Below are 23,661 nucleotides of genomic sequence, written 5' to 3'. Positions count from 1 at the left end.
AAGTTCTTCGCTGGATTAGTTGGTCGGGCCGGGCGTCGCCTCCTTCTCGGTGGGTGGGTTGATCCAGACCGTGCCGGGCAGCTTCGGGGGCTGCGGGGTGCCGTGGACGAACCGCTCCGGGTGCGCGGCGTGGGCGTCGGCGAGGACCGTGCCGCGGTGGCGGCGGATCTGCGGCGCGGTTCCGAAGTGGACCGATGCCGGGGTGTGCAGCCCGACGCCGGAGTGGCGATGATCATGGTTGTACCAGGTGAAGAACTCGCCGCAGAATTCGCGCGCGTGCTCGATCGAGTCGAACCGCTCGGGGAAGGCCGGCCGGTACTTCAGCGTCTTGAACTGGGACTCGCTGTAGGGGTTGTCGTTGGAGGTCTTCGGCCGCGAGTGCGACCGGCTGACCTGCAGGTCCGACAGCAGTTCGGCGACGCTCTTGCTCTTCATCGGGCCGCCGCGATCGGCGTGCACGGTCAACGTGTCCGGGTCGATGTCGTGGTTACCGATCGTGGCGTCCAAGAACCGGTGCGCCAGGTCGGCGTCCTCGGTGGCCGCGACCATCCAACCGGGGGTGTAGCGGCTGTAGATGTCGATGAGCACGTACAGGCAGAACCAGACACCCCGGGCCGGACCAGCCAGTTTCGTGATGTCCCACGTCCAGACCCGGTTCGGGCCGGTGGCCACGAGCTCGGGTTTCACCCGGGGCGGGTGGGTGGCCTGGCGGCGACGCTCGCGGACCTCGCCGTGCTCACGAAGGATGCGATACATCGTCGAGATCGAGCAGTAGTACTCGCCGTCGTCGAGCAGCTTCGCATACACCGTGGCCGGCGCCTCGTCGACGTAGGCCTCGCTGTTGAGCAGCTCGCGCACCCGTACTCGTTCCTCCGGCGAGAGCGCCCGCGGCTGAATCCGCTCGCGGTGCGGCTTGGGCGCCGGCCGCGGCGGGGCCGGGCTGATCCGGTGCTGGTGGTAGTAGCTCGACCGCGGCACCCCCGTCGCCCGGCAGGCCCCCGCGCGCCCGATCAGCTCGCTCAGCTGCTCACACGCCGCCCGCTGCGCCCGGGCGAACACGTGCACACCGGCGTCTTCGCCCGTGGCACCGGGCTCGGTGTCGGTCGAGGGCTCAGCGTCGGGAAGGGTGGTCACCGCGGCTCGCCGCCGTCCCGCTCGGGGCTGCTGGTGGCGAGCTGATCCAGCAGCGCGGAGAGCTTTCCCTGCACCTCGATCACCGACCGAGCCGTGGCCAGGTCCGTCTCGAGCTTGTCCTTCTCAGCCCGCAGCCGCGCGAGCTCCCGATCGCGCGGGTCGGCCTTCGGCCGCCCGACCGGACGCTGCAACGCCTCCGCCGCGCCCGTGTCACGCTGCTTGCGCCACACCGAGATCAACTGGGTGTACAGACCCTCCCGGCGCAGCAGAGCACCCTTGCCCTCCTTGTCGAGCTGCTCGTACTCGGCCAAGACCCGCTGCTTGTACGCCGCGCTATAGCGCTGCGGCGGCCGGTACGCCCGCACCTCCGGGTCCGGCTCTCCCTCAGGTCGTTCAGTCACGAGGGACACGATCTCCTTCACACGCCCTCAAACCAACAGTTTCGAGTAGATCATCTGCCCATGATCAGCTTGACAGAGAGGGGAGGACGGAAGGACGCATGGACTCACAGCACAGGTGGCCGCCGGAGAGCGCCGCCGAGTTGTTCGTCGAGTGCGCCGACACCCTGGTGGCCGGGTTCGATCTCGTGGAGTTCCTGATCCGGCTCTGCGAGCGTTGCGCGGGAGTGCTCGACGTCGACGCGGCCGGGTTGGTGCTGGCCGACCCGCAGGATCGGCTGCAGGTCATGGCCGCCAGCAGCGAGTCGGTCCGGCAGCTGGAGTTGCTCCAGATCGAGTCCGGTCAGGGTCCGTGCCTGGACTGCCATCGCGCCGGGGCCCCGGTGGTGATCTCCGACCTCGCCGAGGACGGCGGCCGTTGGCCCCGGTTCACCCCGGCCGCCCGGGAGGCCGGGTTCGCCGCGGTGCATGCGCTGCCGATGCGCTACCACGACCAGGTGATCGGGGCGATGAACCTGTTCGCCGGCACCCCCGGCGGGCTGCACCCCGATTCGGTGCGGATCGCCCAGGCGCTGACCGATGTGGCCACGATCGGGCTGCTGCAGCACCGTGAACGCACCGGCCAAGCCGCCATGATCGATCAGCTGCACACCGCGGTGAGCAGTCGGGTGGTCATCGAACAGGCCAAGGGGATGCTCGCCGAACGGTTCGGTCTCGCTCCGGACCAGGCGTTCCGGCTGCTGCGCCGCCACGCCCGTGACCACAACCGTCGGCTCACCGAGCTGGCCGGTGCCGTGGTCAGCGGCCGTGACGATCTGCCCCGGCCCGGGCACGGCACCCGCTGACCGCAGGTCGCCCGGGCTTCCCCCGCGGTCGCGGCAAGTGAGCGGCGACTGCCACCTGTTCCCGTTATAGTTTCCCGATCCTTAGGTGTTCCCTGATGCGACGAAGGTAGCCCGGGTGTGACGGCTGATCGGTTGGTGCAGGCCTGCGTCGATGCACTCCGGGTCGACGGGGCCGCGCTGACCACGCTGGGTAATCGCGGCGAGTTCGTGCACCTGGCCGTGTCGGGCCCTACACCCGGTCGGCTCGCAGAGCTGCAGCTGATCACCGGCACCGGGCCGTGCTGGGAGGCCTCCACCACGCACCAGCCCGCCTACGAGCCCGACCTGGCGCTGCCGGCCGCGCAGGCGCGTTGGCCGGGGTTCGCCGCCGCGGCGGTCGAACACGGGGTGCGGGCGGTGTTCGCGTTCCCGCTCCTGGCCGACGAGGCCTGCTGCGGCGCGCTGTTGCTGTGTCGGCACCGCCCGGGCTCCTTGAGCGCTGACCAGATCCGGGACGGGCTGTGGTTCGCCGAGACCGCGCTGTGGGCCCTGCTCGACCAGGGCGCCGGGGTATCGGCTGAGCAGTCCGTCGCGCCCCTGGGTGAGGGCCAGGAGCAGGTTTTCCAGGCCAGCGGCATGATCGCCGCGCAACTCGGCACCGGCGTCGACGACGCCCTGGCCCGGCTGCGTGCGCACGCCTGGGCCGCCAACCGGTCCCTGGGCGAGACCGCCGCCGACGTCCTGGCCCACCGCCTGCGCTTCGCCCCCGAACCCAGCTGAACCCCATCGGACCCCCACCGTCCGGACGCACCCGCCGGTGGCGCCTGCACGGCGCCGGCCGCTTGCCCCGACGGGTGGGTGACCGGCTGTGGGCGGGGTCACGGCCACACCCGTCCCCGCGGGGCTCGACCGAAGTGATGTGGATCACCTAGTCTGTTGTTCGATTCGGCTCACTCCAGACCCCGGTGATGCCAACGGTTGTTGTTGGCGCGCACATCGGGGAGGTCGGGGATGGTGCACCAGTTCATCGACGAGGGTCGCCGGGTAGACGAGGAATCGACGTGTTTCATCGGGTCGATCCTCAACGGCCCCGGGCACGGGTTGATCGTGCTGCGGGGCGAGTTCGGCACAGCCGCGGTGGACCGTCTGGGCTGCCACATCGACGCGTTCTTCGACGGGCCCACCCGATTCCTGATGCTCGATGCCCGCGCCGTCGAGTGCTATCACCCCGACCTGCTGGATCTGCTCGGGTACACCCAACGCCGGCTCGCTGATCGGCGCGGGATGCTGCAGGTGCGGGGCCTGGCCGCGGCCCGGCTGGCCGATCCCACCTCCGAACCACCGGATGCGGCCGTGCCCGCACCGGACACGGCCGCCCTGGTCGACACCGGGACGACCGCTCCGTGCGGTGACGACGGGCCCGGGCGTCACCGCAGCGAGGTCCCGGCCGAGCATGGGCGGCATCGCGCGCCCGGCCCGCATGGTGTCCCCACCGCCGGAGCGACCACCGCGACCACCGCGAACGAAGTCGATCGCGCCCCGGCATGACCCGGCCGCGCCGTTGGGCGCGGCGGTGGAACGGCGCACGGCGGCGGTGTCGGGATCCTCTTCGTGCCGCTCGCCAACTACTGCACCTGCTCGCACTGATCGGCTTCGGCGCGATCGTGGTGGCCACCATCGTCGGCGCCAGCCTGCTCTATACCCTGCGGTCCATGGTCGGCTGATGAGCCGCCATCCCTCTCAGGAAGGCCACTGCGCCCGTGCCGGGACACTCGCGATGTTCCTCCTGGTTCCGCAGGACTGTCATCCCATGACTCGCGGCGCCGGAGTGGGGCCCGTGGTGACGGCCGGTTCGGGCGGGCGGGTCGGCTGCTCGAGGTTGGCGCCGGTAGGTCGGCTCTGCGTCGGCGACTCGTTCGCCGACCGACGCCGGCGAACGGTACAAAAGCTACGGTTTCGGACGTACCCTCGTTGCGCATGAGGGGCCGACGCCTGACATTCGCCATGGAAGCGATCGGGGGAGTGCGGGCGGGCGGGTCCAGCCCCGCGGGGTTCGTCGACCCCGGCGCGCAGCGCAGCGACATCGCGGATGCGCAGCGTCAAGGGGTGGAGCGCCAAGGAGTGGTGTACTGGTGCGCCGCCGGACACTCCTACTGCGTGACCTTCGCCGCGGACGCGTCGGTACCGGCCACCTGGGAGTGCCGGTGCGGCCTTCCAGCGGGCCAGGACCCCGACCACCCGCCCGTGGTGGCGGAACCGGCCGTCTACCGCACCCCGCTGGAGTACTTGCACGAGCGGCGTAGCGACGCCGACCTCGACACCATCCTCGACGAGGCGCTGCAGGCCGTGGCCGCTGCCCGCCGCCGAGATCCCACCGGCCGGCAATAGCACCGCGCTACCGAGGCCCCGGTCGCTGTGCTGAGGGTGACGACTCGGTGACACGTCAGCGTTCGCCATCGCCGCGCCGACGGTCTGGTCGAAGGGGACGTAGGCGACGACCACAGCGACCGTGTCCCGCGGCGCAGATGCTCCGATGCCGCCGCGTGCCCGAGGATGTTCATGCCGCCACCCGCCAGGTGGCCCAGGTGCGGGCGGTGTCGGCGACGGCGTCGGCGTCGGCCGAGACGAAGGCCTCCACGGCCCACCATTGCCGCGCCCGCTCGTCACCGATGGCCGCGATCAGACCGGTGATCTGGCTGGCCTGCGCGCGCAGCGCGACGATCTTCCGGTCGAGCGTCGCGGCGTCCAGGCGCAGTTGCACCGCCAGCGTCGACGCGGGCGTCCGCAGCGGCGGCCCGTCGGCGAGGAACACGTCGAACACGTCCCGGGCGGGCTCCCACCGGTCCACGAACTCGTCGGTGGTGGTCGCATAGAGCAGCCACGTCCCCGGCGCCGCGGCAGCCCGGGCCGCGGTGACCTAGTACGAGACGGTCTGGTGGTCCTCGTGGCCGGTCAGGCCATCGGGTCCGAAGGTGACGATCGTGTCGGGCACGACGGTGTCGATGACGCGGCCGAGGTGGCGGACCAGCGCGTCGTGTGGTTGCGCCGCACAGGTGCCGTCGGTGATACCGAGCAGGTGGTGCTCGTCGACGCCGAGCACGGCAAGGGAGGCGGCGAGCTCGTGACGGCGGACGCGGGCCAGCCGGTCGGGTGGCCACGCGTGCGGGTCGTCGGTGCCGTGCTCGCCGAGCGTCGCGGTCACGCAGACCACACGCTGGCCTGCGTCGCGCGCGGCGGCCATCAGCCCGCCGGCCAGGAACGCCTCGTCGTCGGGATGGGCCCAGATGCCGAGGACGGTCCCGAGACCGGTGACGTCGGTGACGGCGAGGTCGTGCACGGCTACTGGATGTCCTGGTGGGTGCGGGACCAGCGCACTGCCGAGGACGGCCAGCGCGACCACCTCCACACCGGCGTCCGAGATGCTCTGGGCCAGCTCAACGGTCTCGCCGGCCAGTGTGGATGCGGTGAGCGGGTCGGACATGGCCAGCGCGATGTCCGCCTCGAGGACGGTGATGAAGCCGAGCTCCGCGCACGGCCCATGGGCGCGCACCAGCGTCCTGGCCCGGCGCAGCCACACCATCGCAACGACCTCGTCACCGCGGAAGTCCAGGTGATCGCCCGCCACCCGCATCGCCATCCGCGCCGCGCCGCGCGTATCGGCGGTCTCACGGTAGGCACGGTAGGCACGTTCGCGCGCGATCAAGATCGTCTCCTGATCGCCCTGCCACCACGCCGCCCAGCTCAGCCCCTCCCACGCGTCGCCGGCAGCACCAGCCGCTGTCGCCTCCTCGAAATGGAGGCGCGCTTGCGGCCACGCCGCCTGGGCGAGCGCCGCTCGACCCATCGCCAGCGGATCCGGGTCGCCGACCATCCGACCAGCATCGGGGGTACCCGGCCACGCGACAAGCTCGCGCTCGGCCCCGGCAACCTTCGTGGCCACCGCACTAGGGTCGCGATCGTGCCCGCGGCCGTGACCTTGATCCGATCCTCGACACTGTCCGACGTCGCCGAGTATGCGTATGCCTCCACCGCGCCCGCCGACGCCCGGCTGATCTTCCTGGCCGGCAGCTGCCCCCTCGAACCCGACGGCACCACCACCACCGCCGCCGTCGGCGACGTCGCCGGACAAGCCGCCAAGGCCGTTGAGAACATGACCACGGCTCTCGCCGACTCCGGTGCCGGCCTCGATGACGTGCTCAGCACCCGGGTGCTCGTCGCCTCCTCCCACCAACCCGACCTCGTCGCCGCCTGGGAAGTCGTCCGCGACGCCTTCGGTGACCACGACCCGCCCAGCACCCTGCTCGGTGTCACCGTCCTGGGCTACGCCGACCAGCTCGTCGAGATCGAAGCCGTCGCCACCGTCCGCGACTGACCACGGACTCCGCGGCTCGGCCGCGTCTCACAAGGGATCCTGCCCGACTGACGTGTCACACCACCGCTTCTGTGCCAGAGCCGATGTTCTGGCGATCCTTGGCGGAGCTGCTCGCCCGGCTGCGTGCCGCCGTGCCCTCGGGCGCTCCGAGACAGCCATCGGCGTGGTCAGTGGTGGTGGCACCCGTGCCCCGCGCCGGGAGTCGGAACCGGAGCGGCGGTCGGTGTCCCCGGAGGCACGACTACGAACTTGCCCCATCATTCCCTCGTCGTCGTCGTCGTCCTCGTCCTCGTCCAGCAGCATGTGGAGTGGTACATGTACGGCATCGCGGGGTCGGGGTAGTCGTCGAACCGCATCAGGGGCCGGTACGTCCGGTTCGGTTCGATATAGACGGTGTCCTTGCGCCCGGCGAGGTCGGGCGGCGGCGGTGACCCGTCGATCGACACGATCGCGAACTGCACGTCGTGCACGTGGAAGCTGTGCGGCATCGGGAGCCCGTTGCGCAGCTCCCACATCTCCGTGTGGCCGACTGTGACGACCTCGTCGATGCGGCTCATGTCCATGCGCTACCCGTTGAGCGTGCGTTCCCTCAGCTCGAACGTGCGGGGTCGTGGCAACCGGGGTCTCGTCCAACGCATTATTCGGGAATGAAGCCCGACTATGAGAAATGACGGAACCTTAGCCTGCGAATGCAAAAGCAATAAATCGCATCAGCTTGATCTCTAGGTATGAATCGGCCTCTGTCTCAGCTTGAGCAATTTGTGGCTTCAACATGTCAAGCTGATCTTGCAGCGACGCTCGATCGCGATCCATATCGGTCCGCGTTTGCGCTGCCGCAACGTTGCTCTTTTTTTGCTGCGTCGATAGCTCAACCATTTTAGCGCTCAGTTGCTGGGCAATCCGTGCCTTCTTGTCCTGCATGTACCGCTGGATCTCTTCTTGTGCGTTCTTGAGCTGCTGTTCTTTGGCAGAATATCGACTGTTTATTGCTACACGAGTAGCGTTTGGCACCGCGGTGGGCATGCTCTTCCTGGCGCTTTCCAGGTGGCTGCGACGCCAGGATTCTAGAGTTGTTGCCTTTACCTCACCGATGTTAGGAACCTTGATCTCATGACCAGAGCGATGAACCAACAGCGGGATGTTCTTCTGTCCGCTCTGCACAAAGCGGATACCGATGAAGTCAGCGGCCGTAGTAATGCCAAAATCGCGCAGATTAGATATGATTTTGGGCCCGATACCCGAGAGTTTGGCGTTGGTCAAACTTGCCTTGTGCAATCGAGCGATAATGTATTCTCGTTGCCTCTCGTCGAGGGCACGGTCTAGATCGCTTTGCCGCTGCTGGACCATCGTGGCGGTGTTTTCGGCGAGTTGACTAATCCTCTTTTGTAGATCGCGATCAGCCTGCTCGACCTGCTCTCTATGGAGTTTGTGAATTGCTTCTCGAGCTCTACGAACGTTGTCGTTGCGTTTGATCTCCGCCTTCTCGAAACGTGCAGCCTTCCTGCCGTTATCTTGCTCGATACGGCGCAACTGCTTCTCTTGACTTCGAACCCGAGCGCGACGAGCCATGCAAGCATGCCGTGCACGAACTTCTGGTCGACGCCTGTACTCGACATACATCACCAGAAGCCAAGCCGGTAGAAGCAATACCGCGATCCCTGTTGCGACTGCAGCAGGAACCAAGCCGATAAGGATACATGTACATAACGCGATCGCCGTCACCGGCAGAAGAACAGATGCCGCAATGTCACTGCGGGTCCGTTGCGAGAATCTGACCATCTTTGGTGGCGAGACGGGCTGAAGGTGCGGAAGCAGCCAGGCTGGCGGACCGCCACCCTGAGAGGGCGCCAGGCTAAGAGGATGAGCAGATAGACGATTGGGGTAGAGTGAATTGGAGTCGAGATCTACGGCCTCGAGAGGTGGGACCGAAGCTGTAGGGAACTGTGTGAACCCTTGTACACGTTGAGATAGATCCCGGATGGTCTCGGAGTCATGGTTGAGTAGGGATGGGAATCGCGAAGACGCTGCGGGATTCTTGAAATCATCCTCCGCCAGAAGCAGGTATTCGCCATCCCCGCTACGGAGCTGAGACCATAAAGTGGGCTGCTCGACAAGCGCGGCAAGTGACAGATAAATGACCCAGGCGGAGAACCTATCGATCGTCCGATGAAACTCACTCGACCGCATTGGTGCTTGGTAGTTTCGGTGCCCGGTCTCTGCAGCTTGGAGCTTCGCCAACGCGGGAACGAACATGCCGTCGTAGTCCACTAGTCGAAGAGAGGCATCGTCGGCCACAAGAAGGTTTCCGTGCTGCAGGTCGCCGTGTGCAATACCATGCGTCTCGAGTGATTCGATTAACGCAACGAAATTGTGAGCAAGATGCGCCATCCGACTAGGATCATCGATATTCTGATCGATCCACGCGATGAGGTTCGAACCCTCAGCCCATTTCATCTCGAGGAGCGGATACCACCGGTTTCCGACGAGAACGGATTCAGTGGTGTACTCGAACCCGACTTTCCAGTTTGCCTCAACAGCAGCCAGGTGATCAGTGACAGCGCGGTACCGCAGCTCTTGATCTGGAGTATTCCGGGTAAAGCACTTGATGGCAAGCTTCTCGCCGTCTAGTGTGGTGAGAGCAAATACGCTCGCGAAGTTTCCCGATATAGGTCGCGGTCGCCCGAGCTTGTCCAGGCGGACTTTTGCAGCCCTGAGTCTCTCATCCTTAAAGCATACGCTTGGATTCTGGAGAGCTTCGACGTAATCTGCCCCGCTCGGATAGGGAGAGATTATAGCCATATTATGGCCTAGCCCATGTCCACATGCACGATCGCGAGATCATCGTTTCTCATCTTTCCGGAGGAGCGGACTTCGTGGGACCAGGACTGGAATTCGTCGGCGCTCGGACTGCAAGTCACGTCCCTGACTAGGTTCCAAGGTGTGTCGCCCTTCTCGGCCAACGTCAAGAACCAGGCGGAGAAAGCGTCAGTTCCGATGAAGAACTGGTCACCGCTCTGATACGTACCTGCAGCTATGCCGGACCGAACGCTGACAAGTTCGAAGTCGACATCCCTTGTCCCGAGCAGTAGTGGTGAGTTATTGAATTCGAGTGAGCTCGTCAGCGGAAATGCTTGAGTTAGGCTGTTGTCTCGCACTTGAAATATACATACGTCGCCGAGGGCCCAAACGCTCCAGCGTCCCTGTTTGCCGATAGGTTCTGCAAACTGGGCGGTCAAAGCGGCGGCGTGAGATCCTCTGTCGAGCTTGGGTCTTTCGTACCAGCGTATAGGATTGTCTGATTCTTCTCTCTTTAGAAGGTAGTCAACCAGCCACTTATCCCAGGCGTCTATGGCGATACTGATCGCATCTGCAAAGCTTGCGCTATCCCGAGTCAAATCTGGGTCCGTGACGACGGATTCCGTCAGGGACTCCGAGAGGATCCTTGCCCAGGGGCCTGAGAGTAAGCTCTCTGATGCGCCATCCGCGACTGATACGACGATTGGACCCTTGTTGATGATTTCGTCAGACTGAACGGCAGGTGAAACTGCATACGCGTCCTCGCATTCTTCACTACGGTTCCCCAGCTTCGTAGTGGAAAACGCGGAGACAAACGCTTGCATCACCTTAGCTCGGCTGCGCGAGTGCCAATATCAAGGAACTGGATGACCGACGCAATGTCAGCATTGTAGACGAAACCACGGGCTGTTTCGCTTGCGTTGAATCCGAGTTGGGCGGCGTAGGAGCGCATGTGTGATGGCAGCAAACTCGACATACTGAACAAAGTTTGAGAATATTGGTCGGGCAGATTGCTTGCCGAGTCAGGGAATGTCACTGACGGAGCGCTGGCTCCTGAAACGTGCAGATTAAATAGCAGGACTGATCCGTCCGCGCTCGCGCGGGTTTGCAGAGTACTCGCTGCGGTTGTGGGGTCACCGTCGTTAGCTTCACCATCGGTGAGATTGAGCACGATGGGCGGAAAGCAGGCTGGATGCTCCTCAACCCATCTCGTGACGATTGAGTCCGCTAGGGCCAACGCGCGACACATAGGAGTTCCGTTGTTTGCGACGGCCTCCATCCAGATCGGAAAGGTTGTCGATGTTTCGACTAAACCACCGGCTCCATCTGGAACCTTTTTCGTCCGCTCGTCCACTTTAGCTGGGTTATCGGCGACTTCACTCAAAGCGACAAGATCACGGCCACCGAGGGCTCCCTGGAATGCGGATCCTACCGATTCACCGTAACCGATGATCGAGACATGGAAGTAGTCGCGCACCCCTTCCTCCTTGGCGCATTTGACGGCCAGTTCGGTCAGGAGTCGATTTATTGCATCCGCAACGACGTCGGCCTTCTTCTGTGGTGTCTCCGTTCCTCCGATCGGATCGATCATGGAAGCTGACTGATCGATGAGAAAGACAAAGCAGGTGGGGTTGCTCCGGCTGATCTCGGCTGTGTACGACATGGAGCCCCTTTACCCAGGATCGTTACGATCGTCGTCGGTGAGCGTAGTTGATCCGGACCGGCTCGTCACCCGCGAAATCCTTCGTTGAACGTCGTTGTGCGCTCACCCGAACCTTGCCAGCGTCTGGCTCAGGCTCAGCGCGCGTCTGTGTCAAATGCGTGTCGACGTTCCCACGTCCACGCCTCGCCGTACCAGGTTGCGACCTCGGATGCTGATGGAGGTCGAGCACCTCGTCGACCGCTTCCCTCAGGGACCGGAGTCGGCGCGAGCCGGCCCGTGTGACACGTCCTGTCGATCACGCGGCTTATCTCGGTCACCCGACGCTCCCTACCGCGTCGGCTGTCCGAGCGCCTCGATTCGCTGTCGAGCTGCACCGGGCATCATCGTCCCGTCGCGAGGGCTGACGGCCCCGGTCGGCGAGTTGACCACCGACGACCCCACCCCGAGTTGCGTGAGGTGAGGGGGCCCGTCGACGGTGTCGGTCACGTCAGACATCCGTTGTCCGTCTTGCTGGTCGGGTGGGTCCGGGGTCACCCGGTGCTGATGCTGGCGGTGCCGGTCGTCGTCGTGACGTCCGGAGCACCTGGGTGAGAATCCGCGGACGCAGCAGCGACGACGGGGGGTCGACGAGCCCGGACACGCGGACGAAGGCCCGTCCGATCTCCGCGTTCCGCTCGGCTGCGCCCAGGACGCGGCCGATGTAGCGGTTCACCAATCGGGTCTGCGTGCTGCGGTGGCCCTCGACCTCGGGGAACGCGAGGTCTCCGCCCGCGGCGATGCTCCAGGGCACGTCGATCACCCGGGCGAGATCGCGCAGGACCCGGGTCGGTCTCGGCTTCTTGCCCCGTTCGAGGTGCCGCCGCAGGGCGAGGGCCTCGAGAGCGGCCACGCTCATGCCCTGGCCGTAGACCGGGTTGAACGAGCAGAGTGCGTCGCCGGTCACGAGCAGCCCGTCCGGGAAGCGGGCCAGGCGCTCGTAGCGGTGCCGGACGCTCGCCGGGTACCGGAAGGCGACCGGGGAGTCGAGCGGTTCGCCGTCGCGGATCGCGTCCGCGATGTCGGGGAACTGCAGGCTCCGCGCGAAGGCGTCGAAGCCCTGCGGGTCGGTAGGCGGGTGGTCGCCGAGCACACCGAGCAGCGTGAGCAGGTGGCGGTCGTCCTCGAGCGCCTGCAACGCCCCGCCTCGCGGGTGGTCCGGCGTCGGTCCGATGAGCACGGCGCGGTCACCGCCGATCGCGCCGGGGGTGAGCCGGTAGGTCCGGGTGGTGTAGCCGAGGCCGATCCGCACCTGTTCCACCCGGGGCCGCGGGTAGCCGAGCGCCTCGAGCCGGGCCGGTGTGCGGGAACCTCGCCCGGTGGCATCGACGACCAGGTCGGCGTCGAGCACCTCCTCGGCGCTCCCGTCGGCCCGGCGGATCATCCGGGCGCCGGTCACCCGCGTCGCGTCGGCGGTGGTCGCGAAGCCCACGACGTCGCAGCGGTCGAGGATCCGCACGGCGGGGAACGCCCGTACCCGGGTCCGGACGAGGTCCTCGATCATCGGGCGGCTCGCGCAGACGGCGATCAGGCCCGAGGGTCCACGGCGGAAGCGGTGGCCGCCAAAGCAGTGGCGGGCCTCATCGAGAACGTCACCGACCGGCGCGCCCCGCGCGACCATCTCCGCGGTGAAGCCCGGGAGCAGCTCGTCCAGGACCTGCTGGCCGCGGGCGAGCAGGGCGTGGATGTGGCGGCCCTGCGGGACGCCGCGCCGGTGGGCGGCGCCGGCGGGCAGTTCGTCGCGCTCGACCACGACCACCTCCGCGTAGTGGTCGGCGAGCACCCGGGCGGCGAGCAGGCCCGCGATACTGCCACCGAGGACGACGGCCCGGTCTCCGAGAATCGTGTTCATGGCCCGGAGGATGTGCTGCGCAGGTGCTCGGTCTCCAGGCCGGAAACTGCTCACTTCGGGCCGTAGACCTCGCGCTCCCACAGCCACGCCACGACCCGGCCGATGCCCTGGCTCAGGTGGCGCCGGTAGGTGCTGAACGGCAGGCCGAGCACCTCGGCGGCGCGTTCCTGGGTCGCGGCCGGGCGCAGGTAGGTGCGGTCGAGCGCCCGGAGCAGCTTGCCGTCGCGCGGGTGGGTGCCCAGCGTGGCCACCGCCTCGGTGAGCAGGTCGTGCAGTGCGGTGACGGGCGGTCCGTCGTCCCGGGCCCGGTCGCGCAACACCCGGTCACGCAACACCCTGGTGCGCAGCAGCGGGTTGCGGGCCAGCCGCTCGGTCCGGTGCAGGTCGCGCAGCCCCTGCCGGACGGCGTCGTCGAACTGTTCCTGGGCGAGCACCAGCAGGGGCGGCTCGTTCGGGGCAGGTGGTGCGACTCCGTCGGAGAGTGCCTGCTCGATGAGCCGGTCCAGCCAGCTGTCGACCGGGACCTGCCGGTAGTCGTGGGCGAACAGCCCGTAGCGCCGCCCGCCCACCGTGAAATCCGCGGCACGTGGCGCGTCGACCACGGCGAAGTAGGCCTCCCATCGCTCCGGCTCGGACAGGGTCAGGAAGTTCCAGGACAGGTTCGGGGTACGCAGGTGGCGCTGGAGGGACAGCACCGGGCCGGCGTTCATCGTGGCCGAGGGCGCCTGATAGGCGACACGATCGACGACGAACCGGGTCTGCCGGATCGCTTCTCCCGGTCGCGGCGGGGCATGCCGGTGGGCGAACTCCCAGGCGGCCCGGGCCCCGGGGTCGGCGGCGACGTCCTGGGCACAGGCCCGGTCCAGGTCGAGGAAGCCCAGTACCCCGTCGACCGCGCCGTCCGGCCCGCGCACGACGAAGAACCCCTCCGGCTGCCGGTCCAGCCACCGTTCGGCGACCGCGGCCGACTCAGCGCCCTCCCAGGCCCCGACCAGCTCCAGGATCGGCTCCCGGTCGGCGGGACGGGCCGGCTCGGGGTAGCGCCGGCCCAGGGAGCCCCAGTCGACCGGTGCGGCGAGGCCCGCCCCGCGGCGCAACAGGAACCGCTCGAACAGGTACTTCTCGTCGACCAGGGCCCGCTGCTGGTCGCGGCCCTCCGTGGCCTGCAGCCGGTGACCGATGTCGGCCTGCACGGCACGCAGGATCCGGCGGTATCCCTCCGGGTCGCGCCAGCGCAGGTCGGACTCCAGTACGTCCCGGGCGAGATCGTGCGGGGTGAGCCCGTCCGGACCGGACTCGATGAACGACGACTCACGCAGCCGGCCGAACAGCTCGTGCGCGTCGGCGACGGCGAGCACGTCGCGCAGCAGCAGTTCGCTGGTCACCCTCGCCACCGCGCAAACCTCCAGGGCGCGCCGGTGCGTCGCGTCCGGGACCAGGTCGATCAAGCGCCGCACCAGGATCTGCACGACGTCCGGTGCCAGCGGGTCCACCGCCGCCTCGCCGCCGCGGGCAACCACGTCGGCCAGCAGCGACAGCGCCAGTGGATGACCGTGCGTACCGGCGACGAGCCGCTCGTGGCGGTCCGCTCCGATCTCGCAGGCGGCCAGGTACCGTCGGCTCTCCTGCGGGCTCCAGTTCCGCAGTGACACCACACGCAGCAGGTCGCGCCATGCCGCGTCGGCACGCCACCCCGGTTCCGGCGGCCGACGGCCGGCGATCACGGTGAGTGCCTCGGCCGGAAACCGCGGCAGCAGGCTCGTGCGGAGCCAGTCGTCGAGCGGTGCCAGCAGTTCGTACGCGTCGATCAGCAGCACGATCCGGCTCGGGCCGGTGATCGCGCCACCCCGCGCCGGTACGTCCAGATCAGTGCCCAGTGCATCGAGCACCGCGGCCGGCGTGGGCTCCATGTCCCGGCCGTCGATCCGGACGACGAGGGCACCTGCGTCGGTCGCCATCGCGGCGAACACCTCGAGCAGGCTGGTCTTGCCGATCCCACCCGGCCCGTGCAGATGCAGCACCGAGAACGCGAGTTCGTCGGTCTCCACTGCCGACCGGAACAGCTCGATCTCGGCGGCACGCCCGACGAACCGCCGCCCGCGACCGGACGCCAGCAGCTCACCCAGCGTCCCGCCAGATCCCGGCTCACCGGCCATCGTGATGATGCTGCCCGGCTCGCCGGGGCGATTCCACCCCCAGCCGGCGCGGCTCTGGTCCTCATCTGCGACCACAGCGTCCCTACGCCGTTGCGGGGCGGGCTTCGAGGACCATGTTGAACGGGTTCTCGGCCGCCCGGCGGATCTCGGTGAAGCCGGCTTCGGTGAGCACGTCCCGCAGCCGCGCCTCGCCGGCCTGCGCGCCCAGGCCGAGCCCGACGGGCTGGGACAGCGAGTTGGCCACGCACAGGAACGTCGAGGCGCCGTACTGCATCGCCGCCAACGGGTTGGTGGCCAGATTGGTGCCTAGGTCGTCGTGAGCGACCGGTTCCACGAGCATCAGTGTTCCGTCCTCGGCCAGCGCCCGGCGGGCGTGCGCCGCCGCGCCGACCGGGTCGCCGAGGTCGTGCAGGGTGTCGAAGAAGCACACCAGGTCGTAGCCGTCGGCGGGGTAGTCGCGGCAGTCCGCGACCTCGAACCGCACCCGGTCGGCCACACCGGCCTCGGCGGCGCGCTTGCGGGCGCGGTCGACCGACGGCGGGTGGGCGTCGTAGCCGACGAACCGCGACCGCGGGAACGCCTCGGCGAGGACGATCAGCGCCGCGCCGTGGCCGGTGCCGACGTCGGCGACCCGGGCACCCGCGTCGAGCTTCGCCGTCACCCCGTCCAGGGCCGGCAGCCATTCGGCGACCAGGCTGTTCCGGTAGCTCACCCGGAAGAACCGCTCCGTGCCCTCGAAGACGATCTCGTCCTGCTCACCCCAGGCCACGCCCTCACCGGTACGGAACGCCTGCGCGATCCGGTCGGTGCGCCGGAACAACCCGGCCGGCAGCAGCGCCGCGCCGGCCATCGCGGCCGGGGAGTCGTCGTCGGCCAGTACCGCGGCGCGTTCGGGCGGCAGGACGAACGTGCCGGACTCGGCGTCGTGGTCGACGATGCCGCCGGCGGCCTGCTGGGCCAGCCATTCCCGGATGTAGCGCTCGTGCGTGCCGGTGTCGCTCGCCAGCTGTGCCGGGGTCACCGGGCCGGCCGCGGCCAGTGCCCGGTAGAGCCCGAGCCGGTCACCGACGACGACCATGGCGGTGGTCACCGCTCCGGTGATCTGCCCGGCCAGCTGCTGCGCGAAGGCGCCCACCTCGTCGTTGTCCAGATCCATCCTGATCTCCTCCTCGGCCGTGTCGACGGCAGCCTCGTCGGCCGGGATCACACGCGACTGACACCGCGCTGACACCGGACCGGCACCGGCCGGAACTGGGCCGGGGTCCGCCGCGGGGGCGACAATCGGGGGGTGGGGACACCGACGTTCGGCGTGCTCGGCGCGGTCGAGGTGCGTCGCGCCGGCGTGCCCGTCCGGCTGCCGAGCGGGCGCCGCCGCGCGATCCTGGCCGCGCTGCTGGTCCGGGCGAACCGGCCGGTGCCTGCGGACGCCCTGGTCGAGGCCGGATGGGGCGACGCGCCGCCGCCCGGTCCGCGCCCGGCCCTGCACACCGCGTTGTCCCGGCTGCGAGCCGTGCTGGGGGACGGCGTGCTGCGGGCCGAGCCGGGCGGCTACGTCCTGGGCACGGACGCCCTGGACGCGGCCCGGTTCGAGGCGCTGCGCTCCGGCGCGACAGGGGCCCCGGCAGCGCGGGCCGCCGGGATGCTCGACGAGGCGCTCGGGCTGTGGCGCGGTCCCGCGTACGCCGAGTTCGCCGACCGGGACTTCGCCGGTGCCGAAGCCGTCCGGCTCGACGAGCTGCGGCTGGCCACCGTCGAGGACCGCGCGCACCTGTCCGTGGAGCTCGGTGAGGTCGACGAGGCGGTCGCGGCGCTGGAGGCGCTCGTCGCCGAGCACCCGCTGCGCGAGCGCGCTCGCGGGCTGCTGATGACCGCGTTGTACCAGGCGGGGCGCCCCGCGGATGCGCTCGCGCGGTACCGCGACCACCGCACGCACCTCGCGGACGAGCTCGGCCTCGATCCGGCACCTGCCCTGCGCGACCTTGAGATCCGCATCTTGGGCCACCGGCTGCCCAGCCCGGCGCCGCGGACGGTCCTGCGGACGGCCGCGCCGCCCGCGTGGTCGGTCGCCGGCACGGCGTTCGTCGGCCGTGACGACGAGACCACCATGCTGGTCGACGCGGTCGAGCGGCACGACCTCGTCACGATCACCGGACCCGGCGGGGTGGGTAAGACCCGGCTGCTCGCCGAGACGCTGCCCGCGCTCAGCGAGCGCCTCGGCCTGCCGGCCGTCGTGGTCGAACTCGCCCCGGCCGCTGCCGGGCGGGTCGACACCACCGTCGCGGCCGCGCTCGGAGTCACCGCGAGCCCGGACACGCGGCGGGAGGCGGCACTGGAGTACCTCGGCATCGCCGACACGCTGCTGGTGCTCGACAACTGCGAACACGTGCTCGACGAGTGCCGCACGCTCGCGGTCGCGGTGCGGCGGCGCTGCCCGGGCGTCCGGGTGGTGGCCACGAGCCGGCACCGGCTCGGCGCGGCGCACGAGCAGGTGATCCCGCTCGAACCGCTGCGCGTGCCTGCCTCGGACGTTCCGGCAGACCGGGCCGAGCTGACCCCGGCGGTGCGGTTGTTCACCGACCGGATGCGGCGGGTCCGGCCGTCGTTCGCGCTGACCCGGGACACGCTGCCCGCGGTCACGGAGATCTGCCGCCGCCTCGACGGGCTCCCGCTGGCGCTGGAGCTGGCGGCGACCCGGACCGCCACGCTCGGCCTGGAACCCGTGCGCGAACGGCTGGGCGCCGTCCTCGACGTGCTCGGCGAGGACGGCCGGGACCGGCACCGGAACCTGCGCACGGTCGTGGAGTGGTCCTACGGCCTGCTCGCCCCGGGACAGCGCCGGCTGCTGCGACTGCTGTCGGTGTTCGACGGCGACTTCGACCTGGACGCGGCGGAGCAGGTCGGCGGCGGGGACGGTGCCGAACCCGTCGCCGTCGAACTCGCCCGGCTGGTGGAGGCGTCCCTGGTCTCCGTGCAGGACGTGACCGGGCCGACCCGTTACCGGCTGCTCGAGATCGTCCGCGCGTTCGCCCGGGAACGGCTCCGCGAGGCGGGGGAGGACCACGCGGCGCGGCTGCGGCACCTGCGATGGGTACTGGTGCTGGCCGAGACGGCTGCGGACGCTGCCACCGGCCCGGACGCCGGATCGGCCTTCGCCCGGCTCGATCGGACCCGCGCGAACCTGACCGCGGCGCTGCGGTGGGCACACCGGTCCGGCCACCCCGAGCTCGCCGGGCGGATCACCGGCTCCCTGGCACTGTGCCTGCACTGGTGTCCGGATGCCGAGCTCTACGGCCTCATCCGCGACGTGGCCGCAGACCCGGCGGTGCGGCGGACCCGCATCGCGGCGGTGGCGCTCGGAGCGGGCGCGTTCGCCGCCGTCGAACAGGGCGAGCCCGACGTCGGCGAGGACCTCGCCGACCAGGCCCTGCAGCACGCGTCCGAACCCGTGGACCGGTATCTGGCGATGCTGGCGCACGGGGTCGCGACCCTCTACAGCGGCCGGACGGACCGGTCACGGACGTGGTGCGAGGTGATACTCGCCCTCGAGGGCCTGCCTGCGGCGTACCGGGCCGAAACGCACGCCACGCTGGCGCTGCTCGCCGGCTACCGCGGGGATCTGCCGGCCGCACGAGAGCACGCCGCACGGTCGCGTGCCGGAGCCGAGGCGCTGGGCGCCGACAACACCCGTGCGTTCGCCGCCTACGCGGCGGGGGAGACCCTCCTGCTCACCGACACCGCGGCGGCGGCTCCGGTGCTGCGCGACGCCGTCGCCCTCGCCGACCGCTCCGGTGCGACCCAGGTGGCGGCGGTCGCCCGGATCGCCCTGCTGTCCGCACTGACCCGGCTCGACGAGCACGACGAGGCGCTCACGCTCGTCGCCCCGCTGCTCCACGACGAGCTCCGGACCGGAAGCTGGCCTCAGGTGTGGACGACGATGCGGATCCTCGCCGAGCTCCTGACCGCGCTCGACCGGGTCGAGACCGCCGCGCTCCTGCTCGCCGCGGCGCGGACGGCGCCGGCGGCACCGACCATCAAGGGCGACGACGTCGAGCGCTACCGCGCACTCGACGTCCACATCGCCCAGCGCCTCGGCCCGCGCGTCGTCGACCGCATCACCACGCTGGCGCGGACGCTGCCGCGTACCCGGGCGGTCGACCACGCCCTCGTCGCGGTCCGTGAACTCAGCGCGCCCGATCCTGACAGCGGTGGCTGAACTCGGCGAGCAGCGGCGGGGAACCGTTCCCAGGACGAGCCGGGGCGGGCGGGACCCAGCAGGCCGCGACTTCCCCAACGTTCAAGCCTGCAGGCGTCATGCCGTCCTACGGTGAGCCGTATCCGCTCCACGCAGGGGGAACGATGATCAACACAGAAGCAGCCGGGGTCGCCTCGGAGCTCGTCGTCATCGCCGACGACTGGGCCCGGGTGATCGTCTCCAACGACGCGGCCCGGATCGGGGAGTTCATGTCCGAGGAGTGGGTGATCGTCTCCGAGTCCGGCGTCGCGACCCGGGAGCAGTTCCTCGCGCTCGTGGGTTCCGGGGAGTTGAGCCACTCGGCGATGGACCGCGTCAGCGACGCCAGGGTGCGGAGCTACGGCGACACCGCGGTACTGACCATCCGGCAGACGAGCACCGCCCACTACGGCGGGCAGCGCTTGGACGCCGATGAGTGGGTGACCGATGTCTTCGCCCGCCGGGAGGGTCGCTGGGAATGCGTCCTGACCCAGATCACCTCGGCCGTGTCAACGGACCGTCAGAGCGCCTGAACCTACGGGCGACGGGGGACTCGACCCTCGATGAGCCCGGGGATCCACGCGGCCGCGCGGGGGCGGGCGGCCCACCACAGCCGTGCATAGACCCGGCGTATCCGCGCCCTCGGCACCGGGGGAGGACGACGTGCCCGTGCCAGCCGGTGGGCATCGGCCTCGTGGTGCAGGTCGCGCATCCTCGCCGCGGCCAGCTGCGCCCACGGGTCAGCGGTCATGACGTGCTCCGCCCCGTGTCGTCGGTGGGACCGGTGGCGGCCTGCTCCGGCGGGCGGGTGAGCCAGGCGCCGAGGAACATGTCGACCGGGCGGGCTCCCGGTGGGCGGGCCGCCGTGTCCGTGCGCCGTTCCTCGAACCGCTGCACGATCGCGAGGAACTCCTCCGACAGCTCGGTCAGCTCCTCCAGGGTCATCCAGGTCGTCCCGGCGGTGAAGCCGGCGGCTTCCCGCCACGGGGTCGCCTCGCGGCCGGAGCGCCGGAGATAGCGCTTGTACTTCTCCGCCACCTGGTCGACGTACACCTCGGACAACGTTTCCGCGGCCATCGCCGTCGCCGGCTCCATGTCGTCCTCGACGCCCCAGGACTGCCCGTAGCGGACGAGCTTCCACGGCTTCTCCCGGCCCCGCCCGCCCTCGGCCGGCTCGACGAAGCCGTACTTCGCGAGGATCCCCAGGTGGTAGGAGCAGCTCGCGACACTCTCCCCGGTCTCCTCCGCGCACCGGGTCGCGGTGGCGGTTCGCTCGAGACCGACCAGCTCCAGCAGCTCGATCCGCAGCGGGTGCGAGAGCGCCCGCAGCCGCGCGGGGTCGGTCAGCGTGTACGGCTCCCTCGGCATGCAAGTCAAGATATCTTGCGCAATGAGTGTTGAGCAAGGTGTCTTGACTTGCGGAGGGCCTCCTGGCGCCGGAGTCACGGGACAGCTGGCGACTTGCTGACGTCTCATCTGCGTCGACGGTCGGGGGCGTTCAGAACGTCGGGCAGCCGACGAATCGACGGCGCGACTGATCGGCTGAGCCGCCGCCGGCCTCGACCGATGCCGTGGAGTGATCACCGGACGAGTGCGGATCGGTGCCAACCGTGGCACCGATCCGCACTGAAGAAATGATCACCTACTCTCCCCGCCGCGTACACCGTGAACGGGGCGCCGGGGCAGCCCGACGTCCCGTCGAGCGGCCGGGCGTCCTCGATCAGGCCGGTGGTCGAGATTCCCGTCCGAGGCCCGCGCGGTCGTCGGGAACCTGTCGTCGATCGGGTCGCACCGTGGGGTGATCACCGGCTCCGGAGTGCGGCGTACGCGTGGCGGTCGTGAATTTCCGTAACCGGTGATCTTGTGCGCGTTGCCCCTCCTTCGCCTCCTGGGCCACTTCCGGCGTGCTGCGCCAGGTCCGCTGAGCCAGGACACAGGGAATGAGCGGGTCCCGGCGGGCTCCGCACCGAACGCACCAACGAAACGATGGTTCCGTTGGCAGGTAGATCAGTTAACGCAACGCGAAATCGGTTGAGCAGTTTGTTACTGACGAACTGGTAGGCTCTCGAGCGTGATCGACACCGCCGTACGCTGCGGATACAGCCGCTGCCGCGCCGAACTGCCCCCGCCCGGCCCTCAGGGCGGACGACCGCGGTCGTTCTGCCGGGACACCCGCTGGGAGGGCGACCGGAGCTGTGCGCAGATGGCGCGGGCCGAGCGGGAGGCGCTCGGCGCGCTCGGGCTGGACGCGGGCGCCGGCACGTTCGCCCTCGACGCGGACCGGCTCCGCGAGCACGTCACCGCCGTCGCCGGGCCGGTGGCCGAACTGGCCGCGGCGCTGGATGCGGTGCAGCAGCGGCTCGACGAGGTGCAGCGCGAGGCGCTGGCCGCGACCGAGCAGGCCCGCACCCGGGCCGCCGAAGCCGACAAGGCCCGGCAGGAGGCCGACACCGCCCGCGATGCCGCGGTCCGCCGCGCCCGCGACGCCGAGACCGCGGCCACCGAGGCCCGGCGCGAACGCACCGAGGCGGTGACCCGGGCCGAGGAGGCCGCGGTCAGCGCCCTACAGGCCACCGAGGCGCTGGGCGCCGCCCGGCAGCAGGCGACCGACGCCGTCGCGGCCCGCGACCAGGCCCTCGACGACGCACGGACCGCCCGGAGTGAGGCCGCCGTCGCGCAACGCGAACGCGAGGAGGCGGCGCTGGCCGCCCGGACCGCGGGTCACGAGCGGGACGCGGCGCTCGGCCGCGCGTCCGCCCGTGAGGGTGAGCGCGACGAAGCCCGCCACGAGCGCGACGCCCTGCGTGCCGAGCTTGACGGAGCCCGCGCGGAGAACTCGGAGCTGCGGGCCGAGGCGTCGACGTTGCGAGCAGCGGCAGAGACCGCGCGGGCAGACGCGGAGAACGCACGGCTGGCGGGGGAGACCGCACGGGCAGAGGCTGACGCGGCGCGCTCGGAGGCGACGACGGTGCGGGCCGAGGCGGACGGGTTACGCGAGGATCTGGCGACAGCGCAGGCAGAGGCGGACGGGTCGCGCGCGGATCTGGCGACAGCCCAGGCAGAGGCGGGCGGGTTGCGTTCGGATCTGACGACGGCGCAGGCCGAGCGGGACGGTCTGCGGGCGGACGTGGAGGAGGCGAAGTCCGCGCGGGACGCGGCGCGCCGGGAGGCCGGCACCGCCGCCGCGACCGTGCCCGCGCGCCTGCATCCCGACGACGTCGCCGCGCTCGCCGCAGCCCTCCGAGCTCCCTGAGCCCGGCCTCCGGCGAGGATCTGACCGGTCTTCACACCCGTTCGCTGCGCCTCACACCTGCAGCAGCAGGTGTGAGGTGAGGTCCAGGGGTGTGAGGCGGCGCCCGGTCGCTGTCCGTTCCCCGCCGGGCGATGATTCGGTCACGACCTATCGGAAGGACCTGCTGTGAATCCGACCTACGACTTCACCGAGCGCGTCGCGTTCGTCACCGGCGCCGGCTCCGGCATGGGCCTGGCCACCGCACGAGCCTTCGCCGAGGCCGGGGCCGCGGTCACACTCACCGACGTCAACGCCGACGCACTCACCTCGGCCGAGACCGAACTGCGCGACGCCGGGCACCGCGTGCTCGCCGTCGGCTGCGACGTCGCCGACGAAAACCAGGTGGCCGCCGCCGTCGCCCGGACCGTCGAGACGTTCGGCCGCCTGGACATGGCCTACAACAACGCCGGCATCCAGTCGCCCACGACCGACGCCGCCGACGAACCCGCCGAGGTCTTCGACCGCGTCAACGCGATCAACCTGCGCGGCATCTGGGCGAGCATGAAACACGAGCTGGCCCAGATGCGCGTCCAGGGTTCCGGAGCGATCGTCAACTGCTCCTCGCTCGGTGGGCTCGTCGGCCTGCCCGGCCGCGGCGCCTACCACGCCTCCAAGCACGGGGTCATCGGTCTGACCCGCAGCGCCGCCATCGAGTACGCCCCGCGCGGCATCCGGATCAACGCCATCTGCCCCGGCACCATCGAGACACCGATGGTCACGCAGATGTTCGACTCCGGCGACCTCGACCGGGCGGAGGCCGCAGCCAACCAGCCCATCAACCGCCTCGGCACCGCCGAGGAGATGGCCGCCGCCGTCCTGTGGCTGTGCAGCCCCGCCGCCGGCTTCGTCGTCGGCGTCGCCCTGCCCGTCGACGGCGGCTACACCGCGATCTGACCGGCCCCGCGGA

24 protein-coding genes are annotated in these 23,661 nt (G+C 69.7%); 11 read left to right on the top strand and 13 right to left on the bottom strand.

Going from position 1 to position 23,661, the window contains the following annotated elements:
- Positions 1–15: 15 nt before the first annotated feature.
- Entirely contained in the window at positions 16–1,134 is a 1,119-nt protein-coding gene (locus tag JOF36_RS20500; protein WP_307862489.1) for an IS3 family transposase, read from the bottom strand.
- A complete protein-coding gene (locus JOF36_RS41625; RefSeq protein ID WP_210026963.1) occupies positions 1,131–1,535 on the bottom strand; it encodes a hypothetical protein in 405 nt (134 codons plus the stop codon). Before JOF36_RS41625 ends, JOF36_RS20500 begins: the two co-directional genes overlap by 4 nt.
- A 98-nt stretch (positions 1,536–1,633) precedes the next feature.
- Here JOF36_RS41625 and JOF36_RS20490 point away from each other — a divergent pair, with 98 nt between their 5' ends.
- The 5 genes from JOF36_RS20490 (at position 1,634) to JOF36_RS20470 (ending at position 4,744) form a co-directional block, all read left to right on the top strand.
- Positions 1,634–2,377, top strand: coding sequence for an ANTAR domain-containing response regulator (locus JOF36_RS20490; protein ID WP_210029570.1), 744 nt, complete (start codon positions 1,634–1,636; stop codon positions 2,375–2,377).
- Positions 2,378–2,494: 117 nt separating this feature from the next.
- Positions 2,495–3,136: a GAF and ANTAR domain-containing protein gene (locus tag JOF36_RS40985; RefSeq protein ID WP_210029568.1), complete on the top strand. Its 642-nt coding sequence runs from the start codon at positions 2,495–2,497 to the stop codon at positions 3,134–3,136.
- Positions 3,137–3,367: 231 nt separating this feature from the next.
- Positions 3,368–3,904: a hypothetical protein gene (locus JOF36_RS20480; RefSeq protein ID WP_210029563.1), complete on the top strand. Its 537-nt coding sequence runs from the start codon at positions 3,368–3,370 to the stop codon at positions 3,902–3,904.
- A complete protein-coding gene (locus tag JOF36_RS20475; RefSeq protein WP_210029561.1) occupies positions 3,901–4,080 on the top strand; it encodes a hypothetical protein in 180 nt (59 codons plus the stop codon). The genes JOF36_RS20480 and JOF36_RS20475 overlap by 4 nt, the downstream gene beginning before the upstream one ends.
- Before the next feature lie 253 nt (positions 4,081–4,333).
- Positions 4,334–4,744, top strand: a complete 411-nt coding sequence (locus JOF36_RS20470; protein ID WP_245350918.1) for an RNA polymerase-binding protein RbpA — start codon at positions 4,334–4,336, stop codon at positions 4,742–4,744.
- A gap of 169 nt (positions 4,745–4,913) precedes the next feature.
- On the opposite strand, the gene JOF36_RS20465 is transcribed toward JOF36_RS20470, so the two are convergent.
- Both JOF36_RS20465 and JOF36_RS40980 read right to left on the bottom strand, forming a co-directional pair.
- A complete protein-coding gene (locus JOF36_RS20465; RefSeq protein WP_210029559.1) occupies positions 4,914–5,204 on the bottom strand; it encodes a hypothetical protein in 291 nt (96 codons plus the stop codon).
- Between the two features lie 69 nt (positions 5,205–5,273).
- On the bottom strand, positions 5,274–6,296 hold the full coding sequence (locus tag JOF36_RS40980; RefSeq protein WP_210029557.1) for a PIG-L family deacetylase: 1,023 nt from the start codon (positions 6,294–6,296) through the stop codon (positions 5,274–5,276).
- 18 nt (positions 6,297–6,314) lie between these two features.
- Here JOF36_RS40980 and JOF36_RS20455 point away from each other — a divergent pair, with 18 nt between their 5' ends.
- Positions 6,315–6,728, top strand: coding sequence for a RidA family protein (locus tag JOF36_RS20455; RefSeq protein ID WP_210029555.1), 414 nt, complete (start codon positions 6,315–6,317; stop codon positions 6,726–6,728).
- 257 nt (positions 6,729–6,985) lie between these two features.
- On the opposite strand, the gene JOF36_RS20450 is transcribed toward JOF36_RS20455, so the two are convergent.
- Positions 6,986–7,285: a multicopper oxidase domain-containing protein gene (locus JOF36_RS20450; protein WP_210029553.1), complete on the bottom strand. Its 300-nt coding sequence runs from the start codon at positions 7,283–7,285 to the stop codon at positions 6,986–6,988.
- Positions 7,286–7,406: 121 nt separating this feature from the next.
- A complete protein-coding gene (locus tag JOF36_RS20445; RefSeq protein WP_210029551.1) occupies positions 7,407–9,116 on the bottom strand; it encodes a hypothetical protein in 1,710 nt (569 codons plus the stop codon).
- On the opposite strand from JOF36_RS20445, the gene JOF36_RS20440 reads away from it, so the two are divergent.
- Positions 9,099–9,356: a hypothetical protein gene (locus tag JOF36_RS20440; protein WP_210029549.1), complete on the top strand. Its 258-nt coding sequence runs from the start codon at positions 9,099–9,101 to the stop codon at positions 9,354–9,356. The genes JOF36_RS20445 and JOF36_RS20440 overlap by 18 nt on opposite strands.
- Positions 9,357–9,535: 179 nt before the next feature.
- Here JOF36_RS20440 and JOF36_RS20435 read toward each other — a convergent pair whose 3' ends face one another.
- The 5 genes from JOF36_RS20435 to JOF36_RS20415 form a co-directional block, all read right to left on the bottom strand.
- Positions 9,536–10,348, bottom strand: a complete 813-nt coding sequence (locus JOF36_RS20435) for a hypothetical protein (protein WP_210029547.1) — start codon at positions 10,346–10,348, stop codon at positions 9,536–9,538.
- Positions 10,348–11,187, bottom strand: coding sequence for a vWA domain-containing protein (locus tag JOF36_RS20430; protein WP_210029545.1), 840 nt, complete (start codon positions 11,185–11,187; stop codon positions 10,348–10,350). Before JOF36_RS20430 ends, JOF36_RS20435 begins: the two co-directional genes overlap by 1 nt.
- A gap of 487 nt (positions 11,188–11,674) precedes the next feature.
- On the bottom strand, positions 11,675–13,075 hold the full coding sequence (locus JOF36_RS20425; RefSeq protein WP_210029543.1) for an FAD-dependent oxidoreductase: 1,401 nt from the start codon (positions 13,073–13,075) through the stop codon (positions 11,675–11,677).
- A gap of 50 nt (positions 13,076–13,125) precedes the next feature.
- Positions 13,126–15,231 (bottom strand): ATP-binding protein, encoded by a 2,106-nt coding sequence (locus JOF36_RS20420; RefSeq protein WP_210029541.1) that lies wholly within the window; start codon positions 15,229–15,231, stop codon positions 13,126–13,128.
- Between the two features lie 82 nt (positions 15,232–15,313).
- Positions 15,314–16,387 (bottom strand): class I SAM-dependent methyltransferase, encoded by a 1,074-nt coding sequence (locus JOF36_RS20415; protein WP_210029539.1) that lies wholly within the window; start codon positions 16,385–16,387, stop codon positions 15,314–15,316.
- 132 nt (positions 16,388–16,519) lie between these two features.
- Between JOF36_RS20415 and JOF36_RS20410 the strand changes: the two genes are divergently transcribed.
- Together JOF36_RS20410 and JOF36_RS20405 are read left to right on the top strand one after the other, a co-directional pair.
- The gene (locus tag JOF36_RS20410) at positions 16,520–19,444 is read left to right on the top strand and encodes an AfsR/SARP family transcriptional regulator (protein ID WP_210029533.1); all 2,925 of its coding nucleotides are present in this window, start codon (positions 16,520–16,522) and stop codon (positions 19,442–19,444) included.
- A gap of 143 nt (positions 19,445–19,587) precedes the next feature.
- Positions 19,588–19,995 carry a nuclear transport factor 2 family protein gene (locus JOF36_RS20405; RefSeq protein WP_210029531.1) on the top strand — a complete coding sequence of 136 codons (408 nt, stop codon included), beginning with the start codon at positions 19,588–19,590 and terminating at the stop codon, positions 19,993–19,995.
- 2 nt (positions 19,996–19,997) lie between these two features.
- Here JOF36_RS20405 and JOF36_RS20400 read toward each other — a convergent pair whose 3' ends face one another.
- Positions 19,998–20,213 (bottom strand): hypothetical protein, encoded by a 216-nt coding sequence (locus JOF36_RS20400; protein WP_210029529.1) that lies wholly within the window; start codon positions 20,211–20,213, stop codon positions 19,998–20,000.
- The gene (locus tag JOF36_RS20395) at positions 20,210–20,830 is read right to left on the bottom strand and encodes a winged helix-turn-helix domain-containing protein (RefSeq protein ID WP_210029527.1); all 621 of its coding nucleotides are present in this window, start codon (positions 20,828–20,830) and stop codon (positions 20,210–20,212) included. Before JOF36_RS20395 ends, JOF36_RS20400 begins: the two co-directional genes overlap by 4 nt.
- Before the next feature lie 703 nt (positions 20,831–21,533).
- Between JOF36_RS20395 and JOF36_RS40265 the strand changes: the two genes are divergently transcribed.
- Positions 21,534–22,715 carry a coiled-coil domain-containing protein gene (locus JOF36_RS40265; protein ID WP_307862488.1) on the top strand — a complete coding sequence of 394 codons (1,182 nt, stop codon included), beginning with the start codon at positions 21,534–21,536 and terminating at the stop codon, positions 22,713–22,715.
- Between the two features lie 165 nt (positions 22,716–22,880).
- Positions 22,881–23,648 (top strand): SDR family NAD(P)-dependent oxidoreductase, encoded by a 768-nt coding sequence (locus JOF36_RS20385; RefSeq protein ID WP_210029525.1) that lies wholly within the window; start codon positions 22,881–22,883, stop codon positions 23,646–23,648.
- The last annotated feature ends 13 nt before the right edge of the window (positions 23,649–23,661 follow it).

Origin of the sequence: Pseudonocardia parietis (assembly GCF_017876315.1) — a bacterium.
In the GTDB taxonomy this organism is placed as follows: Bacteria; Actinomycetota; Actinomycetes; order Mycobacteriales; family Pseudonocardiaceae; genus Pseudonocardia; species Pseudonocardia parietis.
The sequence above is the reverse complement of the archived record's forward strand: the minus strand, read 5'-3'. Positions and strand labels throughout refer to the sequence as shown.